This window comes from Mesorhizobium sp. M0060, from assembly GCF_040323155.1.
Classification (GTDB): Bacteria; Pseudomonadota; Alphaproteobacteria; order Rhizobiales; family Rhizobiaceae; genus Mesorhizobium.
This window is the reverse complement of record NZ_JAMYUP010000004.1, coordinates 65,094-89,021: the sequence shown is the minus strand read 5'-3', so window position 1 is coordinate 89,021 and position 23,928 is coordinate 65,094. Positions and strand designations below refer to the sequence as shown.

General features: G+C 62.1%; 24 protein-coding genes and 1 tRNA gene. 7 read left to right on the top strand and 18 right to left on the bottom strand.

The window, feature by feature from the left end; genetic code table 11:
* Positions 1–60: 60 nt before the first annotated feature.
* A complete protein-coding gene (gene ruvX / locus NKJ94_RS05935) occupies positions 61–546 on the top strand; it encodes a Holliday junction resolvase RuvX (RefSeq protein WP_352523527.1) in 486 nt (161 codons plus the stop codon).
* Here ruvX and NKJ94_RS05930 read toward each other — a convergent pair.
* From NKJ94_RS05930 to NKJ94_RS05920, 3 genes are all read right to left on the bottom strand, one after another.
* A complete protein-coding gene (locus NKJ94_RS05930) occupies positions 513–824 on the bottom strand; it encodes a DUF6105 family protein (protein WP_352523525.1) in 312 nt (103 codons plus the stop codon). The two genes, ruvX and NKJ94_RS05930, sit on opposite strands and share 34 nt — an antisense overlap.
* Entirely contained in the window at positions 824–1,378 is a 555-nt protein-coding gene (locus NKJ94_RS05925) for a hypothetical protein (RefSeq protein ID WP_352523523.1), read from the bottom strand. The genes NKJ94_RS05930 and NKJ94_RS05925 overlap by 1 nt, the downstream gene beginning before the upstream one ends.
* Positions 1,379–1,549: 171 nt before the next feature.
* Complete coding sequence (locus tag NKJ94_RS05920; protein WP_352523521.1) at positions 1,550–3,178, bottom strand: DNA alkylation response protein; 1,629 nt, start codon at positions 3,176–3,178, stop codon at positions 1,550–1,552.
* Positions 3,179–3,333: 155 nt separating this feature from the next.
* Here NKJ94_RS05920 and NKJ94_RS05915 point away from each other — a divergent pair, with 155 nt between their 5' ends.
* Genes NKJ94_RS05915 through NKJ94_RS05895 form a run of 5 tightly spaced genes read left to right on the top strand, consistent with a single transcriptional unit; the run spans position 3,334 to position 7,748 of the window.
* Complete coding sequence (locus NKJ94_RS05915; RefSeq protein ID WP_352523520.1) at positions 3,334–4,299, top strand: aspartate carbamoyltransferase catalytic subunit; 966 nt, start codon at positions 3,334–3,336, stop codon at positions 4,297–4,299.
* A complete protein-coding gene (locus NKJ94_RS05910; protein WP_352523518.1) occupies positions 4,296–5,582 on the top strand; it encodes a dihydroorotase in 1,287 nt (428 codons plus the stop codon). The genes NKJ94_RS05915 and NKJ94_RS05910 overlap by 4 nt, the downstream gene beginning before the upstream one ends.
* 58 nt (positions 5,583–5,640) lie before the next feature.
* Positions 5,641–6,228, top strand: coding sequence for a glycerol-3-phosphate 1-O-acyltransferase PlsY (plsY, locus tag NKJ94_RS05905; protein WP_352523516.1), 588 nt, complete (start codon positions 5,641–5,643; stop codon positions 6,226–6,228).
* The gene (dprA, locus tag NKJ94_RS05900; protein ID WP_352523515.1) at positions 6,225–7,349 is read left to right on the top strand and encodes a DNA-processing protein DprA; all 1,125 of its coding nucleotides are present in this window, start codon (positions 6,225–6,227) and stop codon (positions 7,347–7,349) included. Before plsY ends, dprA begins: the two co-directional genes overlap by 4 nt.
* Before the next feature lie 45 nt (positions 7,350–7,394).
* A complete protein-coding gene (locus NKJ94_RS05895; RefSeq protein WP_352523514.1) occupies positions 7,395–7,748 on the top strand; it encodes a hypothetical protein in 354 nt (117 codons plus the stop codon).
* Positions 7,749–7,851: 103 nt separating this feature from the next.
* On the opposite strand, the gene NKJ94_RS05890 is transcribed toward NKJ94_RS05895, so the two are convergent.
* Positions 7,852–7,927: transfer RNA gene (locus tag NKJ94_RS05890), tRNA-Lys, on the bottom strand.
* Between the two features lie 308 nt (positions 7,928–8,235).
* Here NKJ94_RS05890 and NKJ94_RS05885 point away from each other — a divergent pair.
* Entirely contained in the window at positions 8,236–8,715 is a 480-nt protein-coding gene (locus tag NKJ94_RS05885) for a BA14K family protein (RefSeq protein ID WP_352523512.1), read from the top strand.
* A 150-nt stretch (positions 8,716–8,865) separates the two neighbouring features.
* Here NKJ94_RS05885 and NKJ94_RS05880 read toward each other — a convergent pair whose 3' ends face one another.
* The 14 genes from NKJ94_RS05880 to NKJ94_RS05815 form a co-directional block, all read right to left on the bottom strand.
* A complete protein-coding gene (locus NKJ94_RS05880; protein WP_352523510.1) occupies positions 8,866–9,309 on the bottom strand; it encodes a DUF6882 domain-containing protein in 444 nt (147 codons plus the stop codon).
* 102 nt (positions 9,310–9,411) lie between these two features.
* Positions 9,412–10,905 carry a glycerol kinase GlpK gene (glpK, locus tag NKJ94_RS05875; RefSeq protein WP_352523508.1) on the bottom strand — a complete coding sequence of 498 codons (1,494 nt, stop codon included), beginning with the start codon at positions 10,903–10,905 and terminating at the stop codon, positions 9,412–9,414.
* Positions 10,906–11,051: 146 nt separating this feature from the next.
* On the bottom strand, positions 11,052–12,779 hold the full coding sequence (locus tag NKJ94_RS05870) for an ABC transporter substrate-binding protein (protein ID WP_352523507.1): 1,728 nt from the start codon (positions 12,777–12,779) through the stop codon (positions 11,052–11,054).
* 77 nt (positions 12,780–12,856) lie between these two features.
* Entirely contained in the window at positions 12,857–13,201 is a 345-nt protein-coding gene (locus NKJ94_RS05865; protein WP_352523851.1) for a DUF2160 domain-containing protein, read from the bottom strand.
* Positions 13,202–13,296: 95 nt separating this feature from the next.
* On the bottom strand, positions 13,297–14,211 hold the full coding sequence (locus NKJ94_RS05860; RefSeq protein ID WP_352523506.1) for a carbohydrate ABC transporter permease: 915 nt from the start codon (positions 14,209–14,211) through the stop codon (positions 13,297–13,299).
* 1 nt (position 14,212) lies between these two features.
* Positions 14,213–15,079 carry a carbohydrate ABC transporter permease gene (locus NKJ94_RS05855; protein WP_352523504.1) on the bottom strand — a complete coding sequence of 289 codons (867 nt, stop codon included), beginning with the start codon at positions 15,077–15,079 and terminating at the stop codon, positions 14,213–14,215.
* A gap of 1 nt (position 15,080) precedes the next feature.
* Positions 15,081–16,148, bottom strand: a complete 1,068-nt coding sequence (locus NKJ94_RS05850; RefSeq protein WP_352523502.1) for an ABC transporter ATP-binding protein — start codon at positions 16,146–16,148, stop codon at positions 15,081–15,083.
* A gap of 9 nt (positions 16,149–16,157) precedes the next feature.
* Positions 16,158–17,237, bottom strand: coding sequence for an ABC transporter ATP-binding protein (locus NKJ94_RS05845; protein ID WP_352523501.1), 1,080 nt, complete (start codon positions 17,235–17,237; stop codon positions 16,158–16,160).
* Positions 17,238–17,276: 39 nt separating this feature from the next.
* The gene (gene glpD / locus NKJ94_RS05840; RefSeq protein ID WP_352523500.1) at positions 17,277–18,803 is read right to left on the bottom strand and encodes a glycerol-3-phosphate dehydrogenase; all 1,527 of its coding nucleotides are present in this window, start codon (positions 18,801–18,803) and stop codon (positions 17,277–17,279) included.
* 126 nt (positions 18,804–18,929) lie between these two features.
* On the bottom strand, positions 18,930–19,697 hold the full coding sequence (locus NKJ94_RS05835) for a DeoR/GlpR family DNA-binding transcription regulator (RefSeq protein ID WP_254817352.1): 768 nt from the start codon (positions 19,695–19,697) through the stop codon (positions 18,930–18,932).
* 127 nt (positions 19,698–19,824) lie between these two features.
* Complete coding sequence (locus NKJ94_RS05830; RefSeq protein ID WP_352523499.1) at positions 19,825–21,237, bottom strand: pyridoxal phosphate-dependent decarboxylase family protein; 1,413 nt, start codon at positions 21,235–21,237, stop codon at positions 19,825–19,827.
* Between the two features lie 59 nt (positions 21,238–21,296).
* Positions 21,297–22,028 (bottom strand): proteasome-type protease, encoded by a 732-nt coding sequence (locus tag NKJ94_RS05825; RefSeq protein WP_352523498.1) that lies wholly within the window; start codon positions 22,026–22,028, stop codon positions 21,297–21,299.
* 31 nt (positions 22,029–22,059) lie between these two features.
* On the bottom strand, positions 22,060–22,854 hold the full coding sequence (locus NKJ94_RS05820) for a transglutaminase family protein (RefSeq protein ID WP_352523497.1): 795 nt from the start codon (positions 22,852–22,854) through the stop codon (positions 22,060–22,062).
* Between the two features lie 55 nt (positions 22,855–22,909).
* Positions 22,910–23,851, bottom strand: a complete 942-nt coding sequence (locus tag NKJ94_RS05815; RefSeq protein ID WP_352523496.1) for an alpha-E domain-containing protein — start codon at positions 23,849–23,851, stop codon at positions 22,910–22,912.
* Between the last annotated feature and the right edge of the window lie 77 nt (positions 23,852–23,928).

Below are 23,928 nucleotides of genomic sequence, written 5' to 3'. Positions count from 1 at the left end.
AGTGCCACGGCACGCTTTGCGCGTATAGGAAGCGCCGCGTCGTGGGCAAAGGAAAAGCCGTTGAGCATCATCACCATCGAGGAGCTGCCGGCACGCCTCGACGGCGGCAAGACCCTGGCCGGGCTCGATCTCGGCGACAAGACGATCGGCGTGGCGGTTTCCGACCGCGGCTTGTCCTTCGCGCATCCTCGCCCTGTCATCATGCGCAGGAAATTCTCGCTCGATGCCGCAGTGCTGCTCGCTCTGCTGCAGAACGAAAATGCCGGCGCCGTGGTGATCGGCCTCCCCATCAACATGGACGGCTCTGAAGGCCCCCGCGCCCAGAAGTCCCGCGCTTTCGTCCGCAACATGGCTGGATTGACCGATCTGCCCTTCGTCTTTTGGGACGAACGACTGTCGACGGTAGCGGCCGAGCGGACACTGATCGAGATGGATTTTTCCCGCAAGAAACGTGCCGGCAAGATCGATTCGGCTGCGGCGGCCTTTATCCTGCAGGGCGTTCTCGACCGGCTTCAGGCGCTCGGCGTCGATGCCTGGTCGAAATAGCGGTTGCGCATTGCCTTGATCCAGCCGCCAATCGCCTTGCGGCGGCGAAATGCCCAGAACGCCATCAGCAGCAGCCCGTCGAAGACGCAAGCTTTTGCCACCATGCCAGGAATGAGCGCCGGATCGACGCCGAGCATCTGCCCATAGAGTTGGAAGACCAGGTCATGCAATTGACGGCTCAGCATGACGTAGCCGAAATTGATGTCGTTGAGCGACAGAAAGAACCAGCCCCAGAACAGGAGGAGCGGAGCCGCCCACAGTGCGAACAAGGTGCGCATCAGCGGTCATCCCTCGAATCCAGCCGGCCGGAAATGCGGGCAAGCGAGGAATTGTGCGCCGCTGCCTTGGCCATGACATGCGCGGCCGCACGGATTTCGCCGGTGCCCGGAGCCGCCGCGGCAACAGCTGACCGCCGCTCGGCGAGCATCGCGACGTAGGACGCCAGAAGGGCCGCTAATTGCACCGCGACAACCATGAACAGCCCATTGATGCCTTGCGCAGCGCCGCCGATGACGATCAGCGACAGCACGCCCGAGGCGGAGATGAAGGCGATCCGCACGACGCTGTCGGCGGGGTCCGGGTTGGTCGCGTCGCTCGTCAGTGCTTCAACAAAGGCCCAGCAGAACAGCACCGCGACGACAAGTAGCGCTACGGCGAGCGGCGCCACGACGACGGCGTTTTCGAGATCGGAAAACCGAGTGTCCTGGACGGGAACGCCGAGCACGCCAAGTGCCGTCGCGACGCCACGATTCCCATCGATGCAGATGAACGCCAGCAGGGCGAAAACTGCCGCCCAATGCAATGCCAGAAAAGAGCTCAAAATATGCCGCATGACGCTCCTGCTCCGCAGGGCAAAGGCCGGTCAAGCCGAACAGTCCTTACCTTAACCATAACACTGGGCTTTGCCACCGGCCGCCGCAATGGAAACCATTCGTTAAGGTTAACGATCATCCACAGGGCGCGCAAAAGCGGCAGCGAAAAACCCGTCTTCGACCTTGGTTGATCAGTTGATCGGCGGATAGAGCGTATCGATGATCATCCGCGCGTCATGGCGCGAATCGAGCATGCCATAGGTGTTGCGCCACTGGCCGGCGAGGCGCGTCTCCACGAAGGCGTCGGCGATCCGCCCTGCCCCCAGGCGGCGCAATTCCGCCGCCGCCGCCGACAGCGCCAATTGCTCCGTCAACAGCCGGGCCGAGCCCTCGTCCGTTGCCGCGACCTGCATTGCCGCCTTGAGCACGCCGACGGTGCCGCGTCCGCCTGCGCCGAGATCGCGGTCGATGCCGGCCAGCACATCATCGAACAGGCCGGGCGCGCGGCCGAGCACGCGCAGCACGTCGAGCGCCATGACGTTGCCTGAACCTTCCCAGATCGCGTTGACCGGAGCTTCGCGATAGTAGCGGGCGAGTGGCCCCTCCTCGACATAGCCATTGCCGCCGAGGCACTCCATCGCTTCGTAGAGCAGCGGCGGCGCGATCTTGCAGACCCAGTATTTGACGACGGGCGTCATGGCGCGAGCGAAGGCCGCCTCGCCACGGTCGCCTGCTGCCTCGTCGAAGGAGCGCGCCAGCCGGAACGACAGCGCGGTAGCGGCGGCAACATCGAGCGCCATGTCGGCCAGCACACGCTGCATCAGCGGCTGCTCGATCAGATTGGTTCCAAACACCTGGCGGTGACGCGTGTGGTGGACGGCCTCGGCCAGTCCGGCCCGCATGATCGCCGACGAGGCGACGGCACAATCGAGCCGCGTCAGCGTCACCATGTCCATGATCGTCTTCACGCCGGCGCCGGGCTCTCCGACCATCTCGCCGATGGCATTGACGAATTCTACCTCGGAGGACGCATTGGAGCGGTTGCCGAGCTTGTCCTTCAGACGCTGAAAGCGGAAGCCGTTGCCGGATCCGTCGCCAAGCAAGCGGGGAACGAGAAAGCACGACAATCCCTCCGGCGCCTGTCCGAGCACGAGGAAGGCATCCGACATCGGCGCCGACATGAACCATTTGTGGCCGGTCAGGCGATAAAAACCGCTGCCGGCGCGCTCCGCCCTGGTGATGTTGGCACGGACATCGGTGCCGCCCTGCTTCTCGGTCATGCCCATGCCGAGCGTCAGCCCGGCCTTTTCGACCGGCGGCTTTTGGCTTTGATCGTATTTGCGCGTCGTCACCCGGGGCGCCCATTCGCGAAACAGCTTTGGGCTGGCCATCAGCGCTGCCAGCGAAGCGCTGGTCATGGTGATTGGGCAGAGGTGCCCAGTCTCAAGCTCGGCCGTGAGGTAAAAGCGCGCCGCGCGCACCTGGTGGCGGCGGCCGATCTCGGCGTCACCGTTTTCCCAGACCGACGAATGCAGCCCGTTGGCAACCGAGCGACGCATCAGCGCGTGATAGGCTGGGTGGAACTCGACTTGGTCGATGCGCCGACCCTGGCGGTCATGGGTCCTGAGCTTCGGCGTCTCGACATTGGCAAGACGGGCCAACTCCTGCGCCTCATGCGTCAGAACGAAACGGCCAAGCCCATCGACGTCCTTGCGCACCGGATCGGAAAAGCGCTCGGCAAGCTGGATCAGCAACGGATCGCCCCGCCAGGCGTTGCCGCCGGCCAGCGGCGGCGGCTGGTTGGTCACGTCGTCGGTCACGCTTCGTCCTTATCACCTGAAGTCTGCGAATCCAAAGCCAAGGCGGTTTATAGCCTATGGCCGGCGGCGCGCGACGAAAATACCGGGGAGAACCGATCCAATCCAAAGCCGGTGCTTGCAGCCGCGGAGCCTCCCCCCTATAGCAGCGACTTGAGATGACCGACGCATCGTCCCTGCCACTTTATCCCCACCGCCATCTTCTAGGCATCCGCGATCTTTCCCCCGCCGACATCGAGCTTCTGCTCGACCGGGCGGACCGGGCCGTTGCCATCTCGCGGCAATCGGACAAGAAGACATCGACGCTGCGCGGCCGCACTCAGATCAATCTCTTCTACGAAGCCTCGACCCGCACGCAATCGTCGTTCGAGCTGGCCGGCAAACGGCTCGGCGCCGACGTCATGAACATGTCCGTGGCGAGCTCTTCGGTGAAGAAGGGCGAGACGCTGATCGATACGGCGATGACGCTGAACGCCATGCGCCCCGACATATTGATTATCCGCCACCAATCGGCGGGCGCGGCAGCACTTCTTGCCCAAAAGGTCGGCTGCTCGGTGATCAATGCCGGCGACGGCGCCCATGAGCACCCGACGCAGGCGCTGCTCGACGCGCTGACCATCCGCCGCGCCAAGGGTCCGCTGTCGAAGCTGATCGTGGCGATCTGCGGCGACATCCTGCATTCGCGCGTGGCGCGCTCCAATATCATTCTGCTCAATGCGCTTGGTGCCCAGGTACGGGTCGTAGCCCCTTCGACGCTTTTGCCCGCCGGCATCGAGAAGATGGGCGTCATCGTTACCCGCTCGATGGCCGAGGGCCTGAAGGACGCCGATGTGGTGATGATGCTGCGCCTGCAGCGCGAACGCATGGAGGGCGCTTTCGTACCTTCGGTGCGCGAATATTTCCGCTATTTCGGCCTCGACGCCGAGAAGCTGAAAGCGGCCAAGGACGGTGCGCTGGTCATGCATCCCGGCCCGATGAACCGCGGCGTCGAGATCGCCTCCGAGATCGCCGACGGCCCGCAAAGCGTCATCCAGGAACAGGTAGAGATGGGCGTCGCGGTGCGCATGGCGGTGATGGAAGCCCTGCTCGACTCCCGTCGAAACCATGAGGGCCGTGGCGCATGAGCACTACGGTATTCAACCGAGCCCGCATCGTCGATCCCTCGCGCGGCATCGATGAGGTCGGCGCCGTCATCATTGAGGGCCGCAAAATCGTTGCGGCCGGCAAGGCGGCCTTGAACCAGGGCGCGCCCGAGGGCGCCGCGATCATTGACTGCACCGGCAAGGTCATCATCCCCGGACTGATCGACGCCCGCGTCTTCATCGGCGAACCGGGCGGCGAACACCGCGAGACCATCGCTTCGGCGAGCATTGCTGCGGCGGCCGGCGGCGTCACCTCAATCGTCATGATGCCCGATACCGACCCGGTGATCGACAATGTGGCACTGGTCGAGTTTGTGCTGCGCACCGCCAAGGACACTGCCATCGTCAACATCTTTCCGGCGGCAGCGATCACCAAGGGGCTGGAAGGCCGCGAGATGACCGAGTTCGGCTTGCTGCGCGAGGCCGGCGCGGTCGCTTTCACCGACGGCCGGCATTCGATCGCCAGCGCGCTGGTGATGCGCCGCGCGCTGACCTATGCGCGCGATTTCGGCGGCGTCATCGCGCATGAAACCCAGGATTCCGATCTCGCCTCGGCCGGCGTGATGAACGAGGGCCTTTACGCAAGCTGGCTTGGCCTTGCCGGCATTCCGCGCGAGGCCGAATCGATCCCCCTGGAGCGCGATCTCGCGCTGGCGCGGCTGACCGGCGGCGCCTATCACGCTGCCAAGATCTCGACGGCTATGGCGACAAACGCGGTAGCGCGCGCAAAAGCCGATGGCGCCAACGTCTCCGCCGGCGTGTCGATCCACAATCTGTCGCTCAACGAGAACGACGTCGGCGAGTACCGCACCTTCTTCCGGTTGACGCCGCCGCTGCGCGCCGAGGAAGACCGGCTGGCGATGATCGAGGCGGTCAAGGACGGTACCATCGACATCATCGTCTCCTCGCATGACCCGCAGGACGTCGACACCAAGCGCCTGCCCTTCGCCGATGCTGCGGCCGGCGCCATCGGGCTGGAAACTTTGTTGGGCGCGGCATTGCGGCTCTATCACAATGGCGACGTGACGCTGCTCAGGTTGGTCGAGACGCTGTCGACCGCGCCGGCAAGATTGTTCGGCCTGCCCGGCGGCACGCTGAAACCGGGAGCATTGGCCGACCTTGCGCTCGTCGCTCTGGACGAGCCATGGATCGTCAGCGAGAGCGGCATCCGCTCGCGCTCGAAAAACACCTGTTTCGAAGGCGCGCGGCTACAGGGCAAGGTCTTGCAAACCATGGTGGCGGGCCGCACAGTGTTTTCGGCCTAGGACGGAACAGGGATCGCGCCTTGAAATCCACTCAGCCAAGGAAAGTTCGGGGGGAACAATGACTTACAGTCCCGTCTTGGCATTGGTGTTCGGCTATCTGCTCGGCTCGATCCCCTTCGGGCTGCTGATCACCCGTGCCGCAGGCCTCGGCGACGTGCGCAACATCGGCTCCGGCAACATCGGCGCCACCAATGTGCTGCGCACCGGCAACAAGGGCCTCGCCGCGGCCACCCTGCTGCTCGATGCGCTGAAGGGCACCGCGGCCGTGCTGATCGCCGGCCGCTTTGCACCTGAGCTCGGACTCTGGGCTGGTTTCGGCGCGTTTCTGGGCCATCTTTTTCCGGTCTGGCTCGGCTTCAAGGGCGGCAAGGGTGTCGCCACCTATCTCGGCGTGCTGATCGGCCTTGCCTGGCAGGTGGCGCTGATCTTCGCCGTCGTCTGGCTCGCAGTGGCTTTCCTGTTCCGCTACTCCTCGCTCGCGGCGCTGACGACAGCGGTCGTCGTGCCAATCGCCCTCTATTTCCTCAGCACACCGCAGATTGCTGGGCTTTTCGCAGTGATGAGCCTGATCGTCATCCTGAAACATCGGGCCAACATTGCGCGGCTGCTTGCCGGCACCGAGGGCAAGATCGGGGCCAAGGAATGAGCGAGCCCGCCGCCGGTCCGCGCCTCAGCGACCGGCAGCGGCTGAGCTGGCTTCGCCTGATCCGCACGCCCAATGTCGGCCCAGCTTCCTTTCGCGACCTGATCAACCGGTTTGGTTCGGCCGAAGCAGCACTTGCGATGCTGCCCGAGCTGATGATTTCGGGCGGCGCCAAAAAAATCGTCCGCATTCCGTCCATTGCCGAGGCCGAGGCGGAGCTGGAGACAGCCAGGCGGGCCGGTGCCCGCTTCGTCGGCATCGGCGAGGCGGATTATCCGCCGCTGATGAAAAGCATGGATCATCCGCCGCCGCTGCTCGCGGTCAGGGGCAATAGTGCGGTTTTCCGCTTGCCAGCGGTCGCCATCGTTGGCGCTCGCAACGCCTCGCTGGCCGGCATCAAGATGGCGCGAATGCTGGCGGCGGACCTCGGCCGCGACGGCTATGGCATTGTCTCCGGCCTGGCGCGCGGCATCGATACGGCCGCGCACCAGGGCAGCCTTTCGACCGGCACAATCGGCGTGCTCGCCGGCGGCCTCGATTTGCCCTATCCGCCCGAAAATGCCGGCCTATGCGACGAGATTGCCGAGCGCGGCGGCGCCATCATCTCCGAAATGCCGTTTGGCTGGCAGCCGCGCGCGCAGGATTTCCCGCGCCGCAACCGGCTTGTCGCGGGTGCTGCATTGGGGTTGGTGGTGGTCGAGGCCGCACAGCGCTCCGGCTCGCTGATCAGCGCCCGCCTGGCCGGCGAGATGGGCCGGCTGGTCTTCGCCGTTCCCGGTTCGCCGCTCGATCCGCGCGCCGCCGGCGCCAATGGCCTGCTCAAGGACGGCGCCACTCTTGTCACCGAGGCCGCCGATATCACCGGCGCGATCGCGCCGCTGGTCGGCGCGTGGGCGCCAAGGACATCGCCGCTTGAAGAGCCGCCCGACTTTTCGGCAACTCCGCCGCCGCGCGAGGGCGACCGCGACCGCGTCGTCGAGGCGCTTGGCCCGACGCCGGTAGCAGTCGACGAGATCATCCGCCATACCGGCCTGCATCCCGCCCAAGTGTTCATGGTGCTGCTGGAGCTCGACCTCGCCGGACGGCTCGAGCGCCATGCTGGCGGCAATGTCTCGCTGATTTGACCGAGAGCTTGCGCATGTCCCGGCACGCAATTCCGACGTGATTCCATGGCCGATCTAGGTGAGAAGCCAAGGCAGACGCTGTTCACTCGTACGACGGCCCTCGTTTGGGCAGCGTTGAGCGCCGTGCTGGCGCTGAAATGGTCGACGGATCTCGGCATGCTGGGTTTTCCCGACGGCTACATAACGCCCTTCGCAAGAGCGACCAGCACGCTTCTGGGCATTCTGACGGCAGCCTGCATGGCCCAGGGTCTCTACTTTTTCTTGGCCGGCGTGTTCGGCAGGAAGGTAAGCGCTGTCCGTCTCGGTGTACAAATCCTTGCCGCAGCGGTTCTTACCCGTGGCGCCAGTGCTTGTTGTGAAGGATTGTCCGCGTTCTCAGCTGTGCAGCAGGGCCTATGAGGCACTCACAGGCACGATGATGGACGATGGCGCCAGCGGCTAATACGACCGGGCCGCGATCACCTCCCCGCCTGCAAGAAGGTGCTGAATCTTATCTGGATTTTGGTGAGCGCGATGGGATTCGAACCCATGACCTACTGATTAAAAGTCAGTTGCTCTACCGGCTGAGCTACGCGCTCCCGCGGGCTCAGAAAGGCCGCCCTCGAAATTGCGCGGAACATAGGGAGAGTGCCTCTGCCGGTCAACCGGAAAAAGACGACTCGCGAACCGGGCTTTCCCGCAGTGTCGTCATGCCTTGCGGAGCGCCTCGGCGTCGACGGAACGGCCTCCCTCCCGCGCAAGGCCGAAGCTCACCTTCTATGGGGGTAAAGGCAAGCAGCAAATCGGGAGAACCTTTGCGGATCAGCAACTTGGGATTTTTAGCGGAACAATTTGCGCAGCCTGCCCGTTTCCCGCGATAAGGGACACGCGTTTCAAGGAGAAGACTATGAACAGGATCATGTCGGGCCTGCTGGCGACCACTCTTTCGATCTCATTCGCTGCCGCGGAGATCGTGCCAGTCAACGCTCAGCCCAGCTATGCGCCCCCGGCCCAGGGGCTCACCTCGAATGTCCAGACTGTCCAGTACGAGCCGTGGCGGAGGCACCGGAATTTCAACCGCGACTTCTCGCGTCGCGATTTCTCCCGGCGCAGTTTTGCCCGTAACGACGACATGTATTGGCGTGGCCATCGCGGTTATCGCGAATATCGTCGCGGCTATCGCCGTCACGGCGATTACTGGTTCCCGCTGGCGGCCTTCGCTACAGGCGCGCTGATTACGGGCGCCATCATCAACAATCAGAATCGCGTGTATCGCGGCGATGCCCACGTGCAGTGGTGCTATGACCGTTATCGGAGCTATCGTGCCTCTGACAACACGTACCAGCCCAATTACGGTCCGCGCCGGCAATGCCGGTCGCCTTACTGAGTCGTAGATTAGAAGCTGCAAGCCCGCGCCCGAAACGGCGCGGGTTTGTGTTGGGCGACGAAATTTCGAGGTCTCCGCCACTGTGATCGCCTCTCGAATGGCCGGCAGGCAGACCTCAGGGTCAGTTTGCCCAATTGATGCTCTTGATGATCAGATAGAGGCCTCCTCCTTCGCCACGAGGAGAACGGTAGGTCCTTGGGCGTTGCAAATTCGAGCCATTACGGCGGTCAGTTCCCAACCGAGCACGGTCAGGTCATTATCCGTCACAAAAACCTGAGTTAGTTCGTCAACGCCGTTCTTCTCCCCGAAGGATCGGACCAACTGGGCGTCGGTGATCAGGTCGCTAGGCAGGTTTGAATTTCCCCAGGCCCAAAGCCAATTGCCACCCTTGCCACTTGTTGAGCCTGCAACCTGGATCTCGGCGACGACCTTGACGACACCTTGATCTGAGAAAAGAAGCTTTCCGGTCTTGAGGTCGTAATCATAACGAGGCCAACTGCCGACGCCGAAATCATCTTGCAAGCGTCTATTCTTGGCGTTCAGTTGCTCGATAGCCTCTTGGCGCCAGGCAGGATACCAATCTGGGTGTTTCATGGACCCTCACCCTGCCTGACCCGCTCTCCGAGCCGACCCACGCATCCGAGCAGCCACCGCCCAGCCTCATTAAACAAGGTTGGGAATTCGGTGGCTACGTGCTTATTGCATGCTTAGCGTCCTGCGCACAGCATCGCGCCAACCCGCCAGCTTGGCGGAACGTGTCGAAGCATCCATCTCCGGCTTGAACCGGCGCTCGAGCGCCCAAGTCCTGGCGAATTCCGCGGCCTTCGGCCAGACCCCCGCTTTCGAGCCGGCCAGCCATGCCGCACCAAGCGCAGTCGTCTCGAGAATTGTCGGCCGGTCGACCGGCGCATCGAGAATGTCGGCCAGCCGCTGCATGGTCCAGTTCGACGCCACCATGCCGCCATCGACCCTGAGCACGGTCTTGGCCGAGGCGCCCTTCCAGTCCTTGCGCATGGCGTCAAGCAGGTCGCGCGTTTGGAACGCAACGGATTCCAGTGCCGCGCGGGCAAATTCCGCCGGCCCCGAATTGCGGGTCAGCCCGAAGATGGCGCCGCGCGCCCCGGCATCCCAGTGCGGCGCGCCGAGCCCGACGAAAGCCGGCACCAGATAGACGTTCTGCGTCGGATCGGCTTCCGCTGCCAATTTGCCGCTCTGCTCAGCCTTGCCGATCACCTTGATGCCGTCGCGCAGCCATTGCACGGCGGCGCCCGCGATAAAGATCGAGCCTTCCAGCGCGTAGGTGGTCTTGCCGTTCAGCCTGTAGGCGATAGTGGTCAAAAGCCGGTTCTTCGAACGAACCAGATCGCTGCCGGTGTTGAGCAGCGCAAAGCAACCGGTGCCGTAGGTCGACTTCATCATGCCTGGCTCGAAACAGGCCTGGCCGATCGCCGCCGCATGCTGGTCGCCGGCCACACCGAGGATTCTGATCTCCGCGCCAAACAGGCTTTTGTCCGTGATTCCAAAATCATCGGCACAATCCTTCACCTGCGGCAGCATTTTCGCCGGTATGCCGAGGATGGTAAGCAGTTCGTCGTCCCAGGCGTTTTGTTCGATGTTGTAGACCAGTGTGCGCGAGGCATTGGTGGCGTCCGTGGCGTGGACCTTGCCGCCAGTCAGGCGCCAGATCAAAAAACTGTCGATGGTGCCGGCCAGCAGTTCGCCCTTCTCGGCGCGTTTTCTGGCACCCTTTACCTTGTCCAGCATCCAGGCGATCTTGGTACCGGAGAAATACGGATCGAGCAGCAGGCCGGTCTTTTTCGCGAACTTCTTCTCCAGCCCTTGCTTCTTCAATTTCTGGCACAGCGGCGCGGTGCGGCGGTCCTGCCAGACAATCGCGTTGTGGATCGGCTTGCCAGTCGCCCTGTCCCAGATGACGACGGTTTCGCGCTGGTTGGTGATGCCGATCGCGCCGACGTCCGCTGCATCGCAGCCGGCTGTCTTCAGCGCAGCCTCTACCGTTTCCACGACACTCGACCAGATCTCCTCGGGATCGTGCTCGACCCAACCGGAGGCGGGATAATGTTGAGTGAATTCCTTCTGTCCGCTGCCGACGACCTTCATCTTGTCATCGAACAGAATCGCCCGGCTCGATGTCGTCCCCTGGTCGATTGCTAGGATGTACCCGGTCATTCTCTCTCCCCGTCGGCGCAAATTCAAAGTGCTACGGCTTCACCACGCGTGACGTGTCGCGGTCGTTCACGCAAACAGGGGAGACGGCAACATGCCGCCTCCCCTGAGTGTTGCGATGCGGGCGCTGACGCCCACATCAAACAGTCCTATTGCTGCCAGCTCTTAACCAGCTCGTCATAGTTGATGGTGACCGGCTTTTCCTTCTCGTTCTCGATCTTGAGCTGAGGAGCGAGATTGCCCTTCTTGACCGCGTCGGCGTTCCAGTAGGCGAGGTCATGCTCTTCGGCCATCTTCGGGCCGATATCGCCCTGGACGCCCGACTTCTCGATGCGGCTCATCACCTTCTCCTGCTCGCCGCAGAGCGAGTCCATCGCTTCCTGTGCACTCTTGGCGCCCGACGAAGCATCGCCGATCGCCTGCCACCAGAGCTGCGCCAGCTTCGGATAGTCCGGCACGTTGGTGCCGGTCGGCGACCACTGGACGCGCGCCGGCGAGCGGTAGAACTCAATCAAGCCGCCGAGCTTCGGCGCACGCTCGGTGAAGCTTTTGTCGTGGATCGTGCTCTCGCGGATGAAGGTCAGGCCGACATGGCTCTTCTTCACGTCGACCGTCTTCGAGGTGACGAACTGCGCGTAGAGCCAGGCGGCCTTGGCGCGGTCGGTCGGCGTCGACTTCATCAGCGTCCAGGAACCGACGTCCTGATAGCCGAGCTTCATTCCGTCCTTCCAGTAGACGCCATGCGGCGACGGCGCCATGCGCCACTTCGGCGTGCCGTCGTCGTTCAGCACTGCCTTGGCGCTGGCGTCGACCATGCTGGCGGTGAACGCGGTATACCAGAAGATCTGCTGGGCAACCGCGCCCTGCGCCGGCACCGGCCCTGATTCGGAGAAGGTCATGCCCTGGGCTTCCGCCGGTGCATAGGCCTTCAGCCAATCGAGGTACTTCTGGATGGCATAGACGGAAGCCGGACCATTGGTGTCGCCGCCGCGCGCCGTGCAGGAACCAACCGGACGCGAATTCTCGTCGACCTTGATGCCCCATTCGTCGACGGGCAGGCCGTTCGGAATGCCCTTGTCGCCATTGCCGGCCATCGACAGCCAGGCGTCGGTGAACCGCCAGCCGAGCGACGGGTCCTTCTTGCCATAGTCCATGTGGCCATAGACCTTCTTGCCGTCGATCTCGCGGCCGGTGAAGAACTCGGCAATGTCCTCATAGGCCGACCAGTTGACCGGCACGCCGAGGTCGTAGCCGTATTTGGCCTTGAAGTCGGCCTTGTTCTTCTCGTCGTTGAACCAATCGTAACGGAACCAATAGAGGTTCGCGAACTGCTGGTCGGGAAGCTGATAGAGCTTCTTGTCGGGCGCGGTCGTGAACGACGTGCCGATAAAGTCCTTCAGGTCGAGGTTCGGGTTGGTGACATCCTTGCCGTCGCCCGCCATCCAGTCGGTCAGGTTGCGCACCTGCTGGTAGCGCCAGTGCGTACCGATCAGATCGGAATCGTTGACCCAGCCGTCATAGAGGTTCTGGCCGGTCTGCATCTGGGTCTGGATCTTCTCGACGACGTCGCCTTCCTGGATGACGTCATGCGTGATCTTGATGCCGGTGATGGCTGTAAAGGCCGGCGCCAGTACCTGCGATTCATATTGATGCGTGGCGATGGTTTCGGAAACCACCTTGATGTCCATGCCGGCGAAAGGTTTCGCGGCATCGATGAACCATTGCATCTCGGCTTCCTGGTCGGCGCGCGAAAGCGTCGAAAGGGGCCCGATTTCCTTGTCGAGGAAGGCCTTTGCCTCGTCCATTCCGGCATAGGCATTGCCTGCCCCAAGCAACAGGACAAGCGCAGTCGTTGATGTCAAGAATTGCCGTCGCATGTATTTCCTCCACTGTTAAAGTTTAAAGTACGATCTGAAGCGGTCGCCGGCACGCGGCCGCTCCAACTATTCCCCCTCTATACGTAGCGGAACACGCCGATGGCGTAGACCACGGAGAGAGCGAGAGCCCACCACAGATTGGGTCCGACGAGACCCAGCCAAGCGAGATGGATAAAGGCGCTGCCAAGCAGCGACAGGAACAGGCGGTCGCCGCGCGTCGTTTCGAAGCGCAGCACCCCGACGCGCGGATTGCCGCCCGGCGAGACGTATTCCCACGCCGCCATGCCGCAAAGCAGCAGAAAGATGGTCCCAAAGAAGGCCGCCGTCGGCCACGTCCAGGCTATCCAGGAAAAGTCGAGGTTGGACGAGAGGTTAAATCCCCATAAGCGGATATTGGCCGGATCGCTGAAGCCTACCGTCATTGCCACGAAATCGATTTGAAGTGCCATCCAGGCCACGACGACCAAGGCGAGAAACAGCACGGCCCATAACCATGGGTTCCTGTCGACCTGCTCCATTATACCCTCCCCAGGGCAAAGCCCTTGGCGATGTAGTTGCGCACAAACCAGATGACGAGCGCGCCTGGGATCAGCGTCAGCACGCCGGCTGCGGCGAGCAGTCCCCAATCCATACCGGCGGCCGAAACGGTGCGGGTCATGGTCGCGGCGATCGGCTTGGCATCGGTCGTCGTCAGCGTACGGGCGATTAAGAGTTCCACCCACGAGAACATGAAGCAGAAGAAGCACGCCACGCCGATGCCGCTCGCAATCAGCGGCATGAAGATCTTTATGAAAAAGCGCGGGAACGAATAGCCGTCGATATAGGCGGTCTCGTCGATCTCCTTCGGCACGCCCGACATGAAGCCTTCGAGGATCCACACCGCCAGCGGCACGTTGAACAGGCAATGCGCCAGAGCCACGGCGATATGGGTGTCGATCAGGCCGAAGGCCGAATAAAGCTGGAAGAACGGCAGCGCGAACACCGCCGGCGGCGCCATGCGGTTGGTCAGCAGCCAGAAGAACAGATGCTTGTCGCCGAGGAAGCGATAGCGCGAAAAGGCATAGGCAGCAGGCAGTGCCGCAGCGACCGAAATCACCATGTTCATAACCACATAGGTGATCGAGTTGATGTAGCCCGAATACCAGGACGCGTCGGTGAAGATGGTGCGGTAATTCGCCAATGTTGGTGCGTGCGGGTAGAGCGTCAGCGACGAGACGATCTCGCCATTGGTCTTGAAGCTCATATTGATGAGCCAGTAGATCGGCAAAAGCAGAACGATGATGTAGAGCGTCGGCACGATCCACCACCAGCGCGACTCCTCGCCGCGGCGGCGCATCAGCCGTGCGATCTCGTCCTGCCGCAGCGTGCTGGCGAGCCCTTCCGAAGCTGTCGTCTCGCTCACTCTGTCGGCCCTCTCGTCGGCGCGGCTCATCTCAGCGCTCCGCGTCGTAATTGGTCATCACGGTGTAGAATACCCATGACAACAACAGGACGATGAGGAAGTAGACCAGCGACATCGCCGCCGCCGGGCCGAGATCGAACTGACCAAGCGCCGTCTTGACGAGGTCGATGGACAGGAACGTCGTCGAGTTGCCGGGTCCGCCGCCGGTCACCACGAACGGCTCGGTGTAGATCATGAAGCTATCCATGAAGCGCAACAGCACTGCGATCAGCAGCACCCGGTTCATCTTTGGCAGTTGGATATAGCGGAACACCGCCCAGCGCGAGGCGCCGTCGATCTTGGCCGCCTGATAGAAGGCATCCGGGATCGAGACCAGGCCGGCATAGCAGAGCAGCACGACAAGGCTGGTCCAATGCCAGACGTCCATAATGATGACGGTGACCCAGGCGTCGTAGGGATCCTGCACATAGTTGTAGTCTATGCCGATCGCATTGACGTAATAGCCGAACAGGCCGATATCGTTGCGCCCGAACACCTGCCAGATAGTGCCAACGACGTTCCAGGGGATCAGCAGCGGCAACGCCATCAGCACCAGGCAGACCGGCACCCCCCAGCCCTTCTTCGGCATGTTGAGCGCGATGAAGATGCCGAGCGGCACTTCGATTGCCAGGATGATGAAGGAGAAGATCAGGTTGCGCACCATTGCTTGCCAGAAGCGGCTGGAGGAAAGCAATTCCTCGAACCACTCCGTGCCGGCCCAGAAGAAGACGTTGTTGCCGAAAGTGTCCTGCACCGAATAATTGACGACAGTCATCAGCGGGATGACCGCCGAGAACGCCACCAGCAGCAGCACCGGCAGCACGAGGAACCAGGCTCTGTTGTTCCAGGTCTTTTCCACTTCAGGCTCCCATCTCGACGCGCCAGGAATCGGCATAGATGTTGATGCCGGCCGGATCGAACCGCACCTTCGGATCGGCCGGAACTGTCTCGTCCTCGCCGATGACGGCGGCGATCTCGCGCCCTTCGAGATTGGCACGGACCACCTTGTGGCGGCCGACGTCCTCGACCTTGCTGATTCGGACGGCCATGCCCTGGCTGCCTAGGCGCACATATTCGGGACGGATGCCGAGCTCGATGGCGCCGCCGCTCGCCTTGGGCACGCCCGGCAGTTCGATCTGCTGCGAGCCCAGCCGCGCCATCTTGCCGTCGATCGCCACCGGCATGACGTTCATGCCGGGCGAGCCGATGAAATAGCCGACAAAGGTATGGCGCGGACGCTCGAACAGCTCCGCCGGCGTGCCGATCTGCACGATTTCGCCGTCATACATGACGACCACCCGGTCGGCGAAGGTGAGAGCCTCGGTCTGGTCGTGCGTCACATAGACCATGGTGTAGCCGAAGCGGCGGTGTAGCTGCTTCAATTGCGAGCGCAGCACCCATTTCATATGCGGGTCGATGACGGTCAAAGGCTCGTCGAACAGGATGGCGTTGACGTCAGAGCGCACCAGCCCGCGCCCGAGCGAGATCTTCTGCTTCTGGTCGGCTGTCAGTCCGCGCGCCTTCTTCTTCGCCCATGAGGCGAGATCGATCATCTCCAGCGTCTCGCGCACCTTGCGGCCGACGTCGGCCTCCGGCACGCCGCGATTGCGCAGCGGGAATGCCAGATTGTCATAGACCGTCATCGTGTCGTAGATCACCGGGAACTGGAACACCTGGGCGATGTTGCGCTCTTGGGTCGACAAATTGGTCACGTTCCTGCCGTTGAACAGCAGCTGGCCATGCGATGGATGCAGCAACCCCGAAATGATGTTGAGCAGCGTGGTCTTGCCGCAGCCGGATGGGCCGAGCAGCGCATAGGCGCCGCCGTCCTCAAAAGTGTGGTGCACTTCCTTCAGCGCGAAATCGGCATCCGTGCGCGGGTTCTGCAGATAGGAGTGGCGGATATGGTTGACGTCGATGCGCGCCATCGCTTCCTCCTAAGCCGCCAGCTTCGGCGCGGCCACGGCACGGCCGTGCTCGTCGAAGACCATGATGTGGCGCGGATCGATGAACACCTCGACCTCCTCGTCCGGCTCGAAGTCGCGAATGCCATGGGTCAGCATGACCCAGCGGGCATCGGCGAAATCGAGATGGATGAAGCTTTCCGATCCCGTGATCTCGGTGATCGTCACCTTTGCGCGCACCGGCACGGCGGCGGCGTTGGGCCGATCGAGGGAAAGATGATGCGGCTGGAAGCCGATCGTATAGATCGCATCGGCAATGCCGAAGAGCTCGGCCGGCACCGGTAATTTTACCCCGCCCTCGAGCAGAAAATCCAGGCCCTTCTTGGCAAGTACGATGGTGTTGAGCGGCGGATCGGCGAAGGTTCTCGCCGTCACCAGATCGACCGGCTTGCGGAACACTTCGATGGTCGGCCCGAACTGCGTGATACGGCCTTCTGAAAGCGTTGCCGTGTTGCCGCCGAGCAGCAGGGCTTCGTGCGGCTCGGTCGTGGCATAGACGAAGATGGTGCCGGCCGCCGCGAAGATCTTCGGCAGTTCCGCACGCATCTCCTCGCGCAGCTTGTAGTCGAGATTGGCGAGCGGCTCGTCGAGCAGTACGAGGCTGGCATTCTTGACGATGGCGCGCGCCAGTGCGGTGCGCTGCTGCTGGCCGCCGGACAGGCTGAGCGGCGTGCGGTCGAGATAGGGCGTCAGTTTGAGAAGGGCGGCGGCATTGCGCACCTCCTTGTCAATCTTTGCCTGCTCCGTGCCGGCCACCCGCAGCGGCGAGGCGATGTTTTCGTAGACGGTCATCGCCGGATAGTTGATGAATTGCTGGTAGACCATGGCGACGTTGCGCTTTTGCACCGGCATGCCGGTGACATCTTTGCCATCGAACCAGACCGAGCCGGAGGTCGGCACGTCGAGGCCCGCCATCAGTCGCATCAGGCTGGTCTTGCCGGAGAGCGTCGGCCCGAGCAGGACGTTGAGCGAGCCGTGCTGAAGCGTCAGCGAGAGGTCGCGGATATGTTCCGCCGCACCCACCGTCTTCGTCACGTTTCTCAGTTCCAGCATGATGCCTCCTCCCAGGCTTTCTGCATCAGTCGGCCGTCCCTATTCGGCAGCAGCGACGTGCTGCCGGCTTATTCCGCGCATGAACTCGTCGAGCACTGCCGCCTGCTCACGGCTGAGACGCAGGCCGCGCTTGGTCCTGCGCCACAATACATCCTCGGCAGTCACCGCCCATTCGTTTTCGACGAGGTAGCGCACCTCGGCCTCGTAGAGATCGGCGCCGAAGTTGCGGCCAAGATCCGCGTTCGACTTGGTGAGGCCCAGCAGCTTCCTTGCGCGGGTGCCGTAGAGGCGGGTCAGCCGACGGGCCAGCCGCGCATCGAGGAACGGGTATGCCGTTTTCAGTTTCGCCACCTCGGCATCGAAGCCGGTGACGGGAAAGTCCCCACCGGGCAGCGGCGCGTTTGCCGTCCATGGCTTGCCGCGCTTGCCGAGAAAACCCTCGATCTTCTCGAGCATCGATTCCGACAATCGGCGGTAGGTGGTGATCTTGCCGCCAAAGGCGTTGACGATCGGGGCGGCGCCCTCACCTCCGTCGGCCTTCAGCACATAGTCACGGGTGGCTTCCTGTGCTTTTGAGGCGCCATCGTCGTAGAGCGGGCGCACCGCGGAATAGGTCCAGACGATATCTGACGGTTTGACCGGCTGCGCGAAATATTCGCTTGCCGCAGCGCAGAGATAGTCGATCTCTGCGTCACTGATCCTGACGTCGTGCGGATCGCCGGGATAGTCCCGGTCGGTGGTGCCGATGAGCGTGAACTCGTCCTCGTAAGGGATGGCGAAAATGATGCGGCCGTCCTGGTTCTGGAAGAAATAGGCGCGCGGGTCGTCGAACTTCTTGCCGACGACGATATGGCTGCCTTGCACGAGGCGGACATTGTGCACGTCGTTCAGGCCGACGGTGGCCGACAGCACCTGGTCGACCCACGGGCCGGCGGCATTGACCAGCAGCCGCGCCTTGACCTCTTCGGTATCGCCGGTCCGCACGTTTTCAAGCCTGACCGTCCAGAGATTGCCTTCACGTCGTGCGCTAACGACCCTTGTACGAGTTCGAATGGTTGCGCCGCGCTCAGTGGCGTCACGGGCGTTCAACACAACCAGCCGGGCATCGTTGACCCAACCGTCCGAATATTCGAACGCTTTTCGAAACAGCGGCTTCAGCGGCTTGCCGGCCGGATCCTTGGCCATGTCCAGCGTTTTCGTCGGCGGCAGCAATTTGCGCCCCCCAATATGGTCGTAGAGGAAAAGCCCGAGCCTGATCAGCCAAGCCGGACGCAGCCCCTTGGCGTATGGCAGCACGAAGCGCATCGGCCAGATGATATGCGGCGCGTTCCTCCACAGGATCTCGCGTTCCATCAGCGCTTCGCGCACCAGGCGGAATTCGTAGAATTCGAGATAACGCAAGCCGCCATGGATCAGTTTGGTCGAACCGGAAGAGGTCCCGCTGGCCAAGTCGTTCATCTCGGCAAGGAAGACCGAAAAGCCACGCCCAACGGCGTCGCGGGCGATCCCGCAGCCATTGATACCGCCACCGATGACGAAAATGTCATGGATCGGTGATGCGCTCAAAAGGGTCCTCCTCCGATTTCGCATTGCAACATTTTTTGGGTTTTACGAAACCGTAGCGGAATTATTTCGAAATGATAACGAATGTCAAACGAAATATGATTGGCGACAGATGCCGCAACGGCACCTCTAGGACAGCGACGTTTCAATCAGCTGAACCTCTGCCTCCTGGCAGATCTTGCGCACCGACGGGATGTCGCAACGATCGGTAATGAAGGTGTTGACCTGCGACAGATGGCCGATGCGGACGGGCGCGGTGCGCTCGAATTTGGTCTGGTCCGACACCAGGATCACATGCCGGGCGTTGGCGATGATCGCCTGAGCCACCTTCACCTCGCGAAAATCGAAGTCGAGCAGTGCGCCGTCATGGTCGATGGCCGAGGCGCCGATCACCGCAAAATCGACCTTGAACTGCCTGATGAAATCGACCGCTGCCTCGCCGACAACGCCGCCGTCGGAACCGCGCACGACGCCACCGGCGATCACCACCTCGATCGAAGGATATACACGCATCCTGTTGGCAACATTGATGTTATTGGTGATGACCATCAGACCGCTGTGGTCGAGCAGCGACTTGCTGACCGCCTCCGTCGTGGTCCCGATATTGATGAACAGGGACGCGTTGTCGGGGATCAGCCTGGCGGCCGCACGGCCGATCGCCTCCTTCTCCTCGGCGGCGATCTTGCGCCGCGCTTCATATTCCATGTTCTCGATGCCGGACGGGAACAATGCCCCGCCATGAATACGGGACAAAAGCCGCTGGTCGCACAGATCGTTGAGATCCTTGCGGATCGTCTGCGGCGTCACGTTGAAATGCGTCGCCAGCTCCTCGACCAGTACGCGGCCATGATCCTTGGCCATCTGGATAATTTCGGAATGACGCGGCGACAGATACATCTAGCAACCTCGCGTTTTCGTTTTTCTTGTCTATAACTGAAAACGAAAGCTATGAACAGGCATGAGCTGGCTAATGAAAATCAGGTGACTACAAAGAAGAGCTCCGGCGCAATCTCGATGAGGCCGGTCAACCCAGGCCACGCGCAATCTCAGTGATGACCTCGAACGCAGTGTCGACATCCGCCGCAGTCGTTTCGAACTGCCCGACCTGAAAGCGAATCGCCACCTGCCCGTCCACCCGAGTCTGCGTCAGGTAGATGCGACCGTCATCGTTGATCGCGTTGACCAGCCGCAGATTGTGTTCGTCCGCATCCCCGCCTTCGGCCACCACGTGCCGGAACGAAAACAGCGCCAGCATCGGTTCCGTGACAATCTCGAAATCCGGTTCCCGGGCCAGCCGCGTGGCGAGACCTTCGCTCCAGGCGACATGGTTGCGGATCATGGTCCGCAGATTTTCCAAGCCATGCGCACGCAGCAGGAACCAAAGTTTCAGCGCACGAAACCTCCGGCCGAGCGGCACCGACCATTCGGAGTAGTTGATGACCCCGTCGCGGCCATGTGTTTTCAGGAATTCGGGCTTGATCGCCAGCGTGCGCACGAGGTCTTCCGGCTGGCGGATGAATTGCATCGAGCAGTCGAACTGTGCGCCCAGCCATTTATGCGGATTGAAGACGATCGAATCCGCATGTTCGGCGCCGGCCCAGAAATGCCGGAACTCGGGGCAGATCATCGCGGAGCCGGCCCACGCGGCATCGACATGCAGATAGAGCCCGTGCCGCTTCGCCACCGCGGCAACAGCCGCGACGTCGTCGGTGCCGCCGGTGCTGGTGCCGCCGACACAAGCGATAATGCCGGCCGGCAGCATGCCCGCTTCCCGGTCGGCGACGATCCCCGCTTCCAGAGCCGCCGGCTGCATGGCGCGAAGGCGTCCGGCGACCGGAATGCGCACGAGGTTCGCCTCGCCGATGCCTGACACCCAGATCGCCCGATCGATGGAAGTATGGACTTGGTCGGAAGAATAGACCCGCACTACCGGCTGGCCTTGCAGGCCGCTCTTGTTGCCTTGCCAGTCGAGCGCGCGCTCGCGCATGGTCAGCACGGCGGCAAGCGTTGCCGATGAGGCCGAATCCTGCATGACGCCGGAAAATCCCTCCGGCAGACCAAGCGCCTGCCGCGCCCAGTCGATGACGCGCGTCTCGAGCTCGGTTGCTGCCGGCGAGGTCTGCCAGAGCATGCATTGCGCAGCCATCGCGGAAACCAGATACTCGGCCACGACGGAGACCGGTGCCGCATTGGCCGGAAAATAGGCGAAGAAACGCGGATGCTGCCAGTGCGTCATGCCCGGCAGGATCTTTTGCTCGAAATCGGCGAAGATTGCCTGCATCGTTTCGCCGTCTTCCGGCGGCGCGACATCGATGCTTCTGAAGATTTCGCCCGGCTCGACAAGCGGCCGCACTGGTCTTTCGCGAAGGCTGTTTCTGTAGTCGGCGCCCCATTCAGCCGCTCGCAGCGACCATTCGCGGAATTCGTTGCTATTCATCTTCGCCTCCGTAGCGCCTCATCGAGCCGCGATCAAAGAGCACGAAAAACGAAGGTTTTTCATTCGGGAAAATCAGGCAGGCTGGCAAAGGCGGTCTTCAGCGCGTTCGACCAGCTGTCCGAGATCGTGCGATAATATTGATCGTCCTGGGTTATTCGCTTTTTGAGGCCGACCTTGAAGGTGTCCTTTTCATAGAACAGCAGGTCGAGCGGCAGGCCGACCGACAGGTTCGACTTCAGCGTCGAGTCGAACGACACCAGCAGCAGCTTCACTGTCTCGGCGAAACTCATCGTCTTTTCGTAAGCCCGGATGATGATAGGCTTGCCGTATTTGGTCTCACCGATCTGGAAGAACGGCGTATCGTCGGTCGATTCGATGAAATTGCCTTCCGGATAGATCATGAACAGACGCGGCGCGCTGCCCTTGATCTGGCCACCAAGGATGAAGGATGCATTGAAATAGGAATCCGCCTTTTCGCCTGCCGGCGACGAACTGGCGATGACCTCCTTGACGGTGTCTCCGACCAACCGGACTGTCTGGTACATGGAGGGGGTTTCGAGCAGCGTGGCGTGGCGCTCCGCCACTGCCTTGGTGCGTTCATCGAGGAGGCTGACCACGGCCTGGGTCGTCGCCAGATTGCCGGCCGACATCAAAACGATGACGCGCTCGCCCGGCTCCTCCCAGACATGCATCTTCCTGAAGGTCGAGATCGAATCCATGCCGGCATTGGTGCGCGTGTCCGACATGAACACGAGCCCGCGATCGATCTTCAGGCCGACGCAATAGGTCATCGAATCTCTTTGGCAACAATCTTGCCGGGGATTACTGCTCCACGGTGACGGTGACCGCAAGCTGTTCTTCCGCCTGTCCCAGCCGAATTCCCGACACCGGCGTAGCGTCGCGATAATCGCGGCCGGTCGCCACCTTTACATAGCGCTCGTCGGGAGAAATGCCGTTGGCGACATCGAAGGCGACCCAGCCGAGGCCCGAGACATGCGCCTCGGCCCAGGCGTGGCTTGCTGCCTGCTCGATCGCTGCATCCATCATCAGATAGCCGCTGATATAGCGGGCCGGAAAATCCATGGCGCGCGCGGCGGCAACGAAGATGTGGCTGTGGTCCTGGCAAACGCCGGTCTTGAGCGCCAGGGCCTCTTCGGCCGGCGTCGTCGCGTTGGTGGTGCCCGGCGTATAAGCGACGCGCTCGCCGATCACCGCCATCAACCGATGCAGCCTTTCGATGTCGGTGCCCTTGCCTACGGAGGCAGCGAGCTCGCGAATACCGCTGCCGATCGTCGTCAGCGGCGTTTCCTGGCCGAACAGCCAGAGCGGCGCGAAACCCTGGTGCGGTCCGCTGACGCCGGCGGTGTCGCGCGTCACCACTTCGCCGGCAGCTTCGACGGTAATGAAGTCGCGCTCGCCCTCCACGCTCAACAGCCGGGTATCATTGCCGAAATGATCGGTGAAGCGCACTTCCTCGCGCGCGCCTTCGATCCTCAGCGCCCAGGACAGCACCGTCTGCGTGCGCCCGTTCACCGGAAGCAGCCGCAACCGCTGCAACAGATAATGCACCGGCGCATCGTAGCGGTATTCGGTCCGGTGAGTGATCTTCAGCCGCATCGCTCTCGTCCTTGGAGCTTTTCCGAAAACTGGTCTCCGCTTTTTGGGATCATGCTCAATAGAACCTGTAATCCTGCGCGATCTCGTCGCCGAGCCTGGTGTTGTCGCGGATGAAATTGGCCAGGAATTCGTGCAGGCCAGCGTCGAAAATGTCCTTGATCGAGCCGGCCGTCAGCATGGAATGGGTCTTGGCGGCCGTCGCATGACAGGCGTGGCGCTCACCATAGTCGTCACCCAGGAATTTGAGATGCTCCGTCAGGAAGCGATAGCAAAAGGTCAGCGAGCGCGGCATGCGAACGTTGAGGATCAGATAATCGGCGATGTTGCTCGGCTTGTAATCGGCGTCATAGACCCAGCGGTAGGAACGGTGCGCCGACACCGAGCGCAGGATCGATTCCCACTGGTAGTTGTCGAGCGTCGAGCCGACCCAGGAGATCGATGGTAACAGCACGTAGTACTTCACGTCCAGGATGCGCGCGGTGTTGTCGGCGCGTTCGACGTAAGTGCCGAGCTGCGAGAAATCGAAGATCTCGTTGCGCAGCATGGTGCCGTAGAACGAGCCGCGGATCAGCGCCGTCTCGCGTTTGATTGCGTCGAGCACGCTGGGCAGGTCGCGCTCGTCGATCGGCTTGGCCAGCATCCGCTTCAGCGACATCCAGGCTTCGTTGATGCTTTCCCAGGTTTCGCGCGTCAATGCGGTGCGCACCATGCGGGCATTGTTACGGGCCGTTTCGATCGACGACATCGTGCTCGACGGGTTCGAGGTGTCGCGCAGCAGGTAGTCGGCGACCTTGGCGGCGGTGTAGTCCGAATATTTCTGAGTGAAGCTGGCGTCCGAGCCGGCGCTGAGCAGCACCGAATTCCACTCCTCCGAAGCGTTCTGAGTACGAGTCAGCGCCATGCGCAGCCCGGCATCCACCAACCGTGCCATGTTTTCCGCCCGCTCGATATAGCGGTTCATCCAGTAGAGCCCGTTGGCGGTGCGGCCGAGAAGCATATTAGGCAGTCCTGTGGTGAATAGTGAATGGTGAATAGTGAAGGGTGAATGGCCAGATTTTTGTAGGGCACGGCGCC

Excerpts from the sequence above, each read along its gene's own strand:
- NKJ94_RS05930 (WP_352523525.1), bottom strand. The coding sequence starts at position 824 with ATGCGCACCTTGTTCGCACTGTGGGCGGCTCCGCTCCTCCTGTTCTGG.
- NKJ94_RS05925 (WP_352523523.1), bottom strand. The coding sequence starts at position 1,378 with ATGCGGCATATTTTGAGCTCTTTTCTGGCATTGCATTGGGCGGCAGTT.
- NKJ94_RS05915 (WP_352523520.1), top strand. The coding sequence starts at position 3,334 with ATGACCGACGCATCGTCCCTGCCACTTTATCCCCACCGCCATCTTCTA.
- NKJ94_RS05910 (WP_352523518.1), top strand. The coding sequence starts at position 4,296 with ATGAGCACTACGGTATTCAACCGAGCCCGCATCGTCGATCCCTCGCGC.
- plsY (WP_352523516.1), top strand. The coding sequence starts at position 5,641 with ATGACTTACAGTCCCGTCTTGGCATTGGTGTTCGGCTATCTGCTCGGC.
- dprA (WP_352523515.1), top strand. The coding sequence starts at position 6,225 with ATGAGCGAGCCCGCCGCCGGTCCGCGCCTCAGCGACCGGCAGCGGCTG.
- NKJ94_RS05895 (WP_352523514.1), top strand. The coding sequence starts at position 7,395 with ATGGCCGATCTAGGTGAGAAGCCAAGGCAGACGCTGTTCACTCGTACG.
- NKJ94_RS05885 (WP_352523512.1), top strand. The coding sequence starts at position 8,236 with ATGAACAGGATCATGTCGGGCCTGCTGGCGACCACTCTTTCGATCTCA.
- NKJ94_RS05880 (WP_352523510.1), bottom strand. The coding sequence starts at position 9,309 with ATGAAACACCCAGATTGGTATCCTGCCTGGCGCCAAGAGGCTATCGAG.
- glpK (WP_352523508.1), bottom strand. The coding sequence starts at position 10,905 with ATGACCGGGTACATCCTAGCAATCGACCAGGGGACGACATCGAGCCGG.
- NKJ94_RS05870 (WP_352523507.1), bottom strand. The coding sequence starts at position 12,779 with ATGCGACGGCAATTCTTGACATCAACGACTGCGCTTGTCCTGTTGCTT.
- NKJ94_RS05865 (WP_352523851.1), bottom strand. The coding sequence starts at position 13,201 with ATGACGGTAGGCTTCAGCGATCCGGCCAATATCCGCTTATGGGGATTT.
- NKJ94_RS05860 (WP_352523506.1), bottom strand. The coding sequence starts at position 14,211 with ATGAGCCGCGCCGACGAGAGGGCCGACAGAGTGAGCGAGACGACAGCT.
- NKJ94_RS05850 (WP_352523502.1), bottom strand. The coding sequence starts at position 16,148 with ATGGCGCGCATCGACGTCAACCATATCCGCCACTCCTATCTGCAGAAC.
- NKJ94_RS05845 (WP_352523501.1), bottom strand. The coding sequence starts at position 17,237 with ATGCTGGAACTGAGAAACGTGACGAAGACGGTGGGTGCGGCGGAACAT.
- NKJ94_RS05835 (WP_254817352.1), bottom strand. The coding sequence starts at position 19,697 with ATGTATCTGTCGCCGCGTCATTCCGAAATTATCCAGATGGCCAAGGAT.
- NKJ94_RS05830 (WP_352523499.1), bottom strand. The coding sequence starts at position 21,237 with ATGAATAGCAACGAATTCCGCGAATGGTCGCTGCGAGCGGCTGAATGG.
- NKJ94_RS05825 (WP_352523498.1), bottom strand. The coding sequence starts at position 22,028 with ATGACCTATTGCGTCGGCCTGAAGATCGATCGCGGGCTCGTGTTCATG.
- NKJ94_RS05820 (WP_352523497.1), bottom strand. The coding sequence starts at position 22,854 with ATGCGGCTGAAGATCACTCACCGGACCGAATACCGCTACGATGCGCCG.
- NKJ94_RS05815 (WP_352523496.1), bottom strand. The coding sequence starts at position 23,851 with ATGCTTCTCGGCCGCACCGCCAACGGGCTCTACTGGATGAACCGCTAT.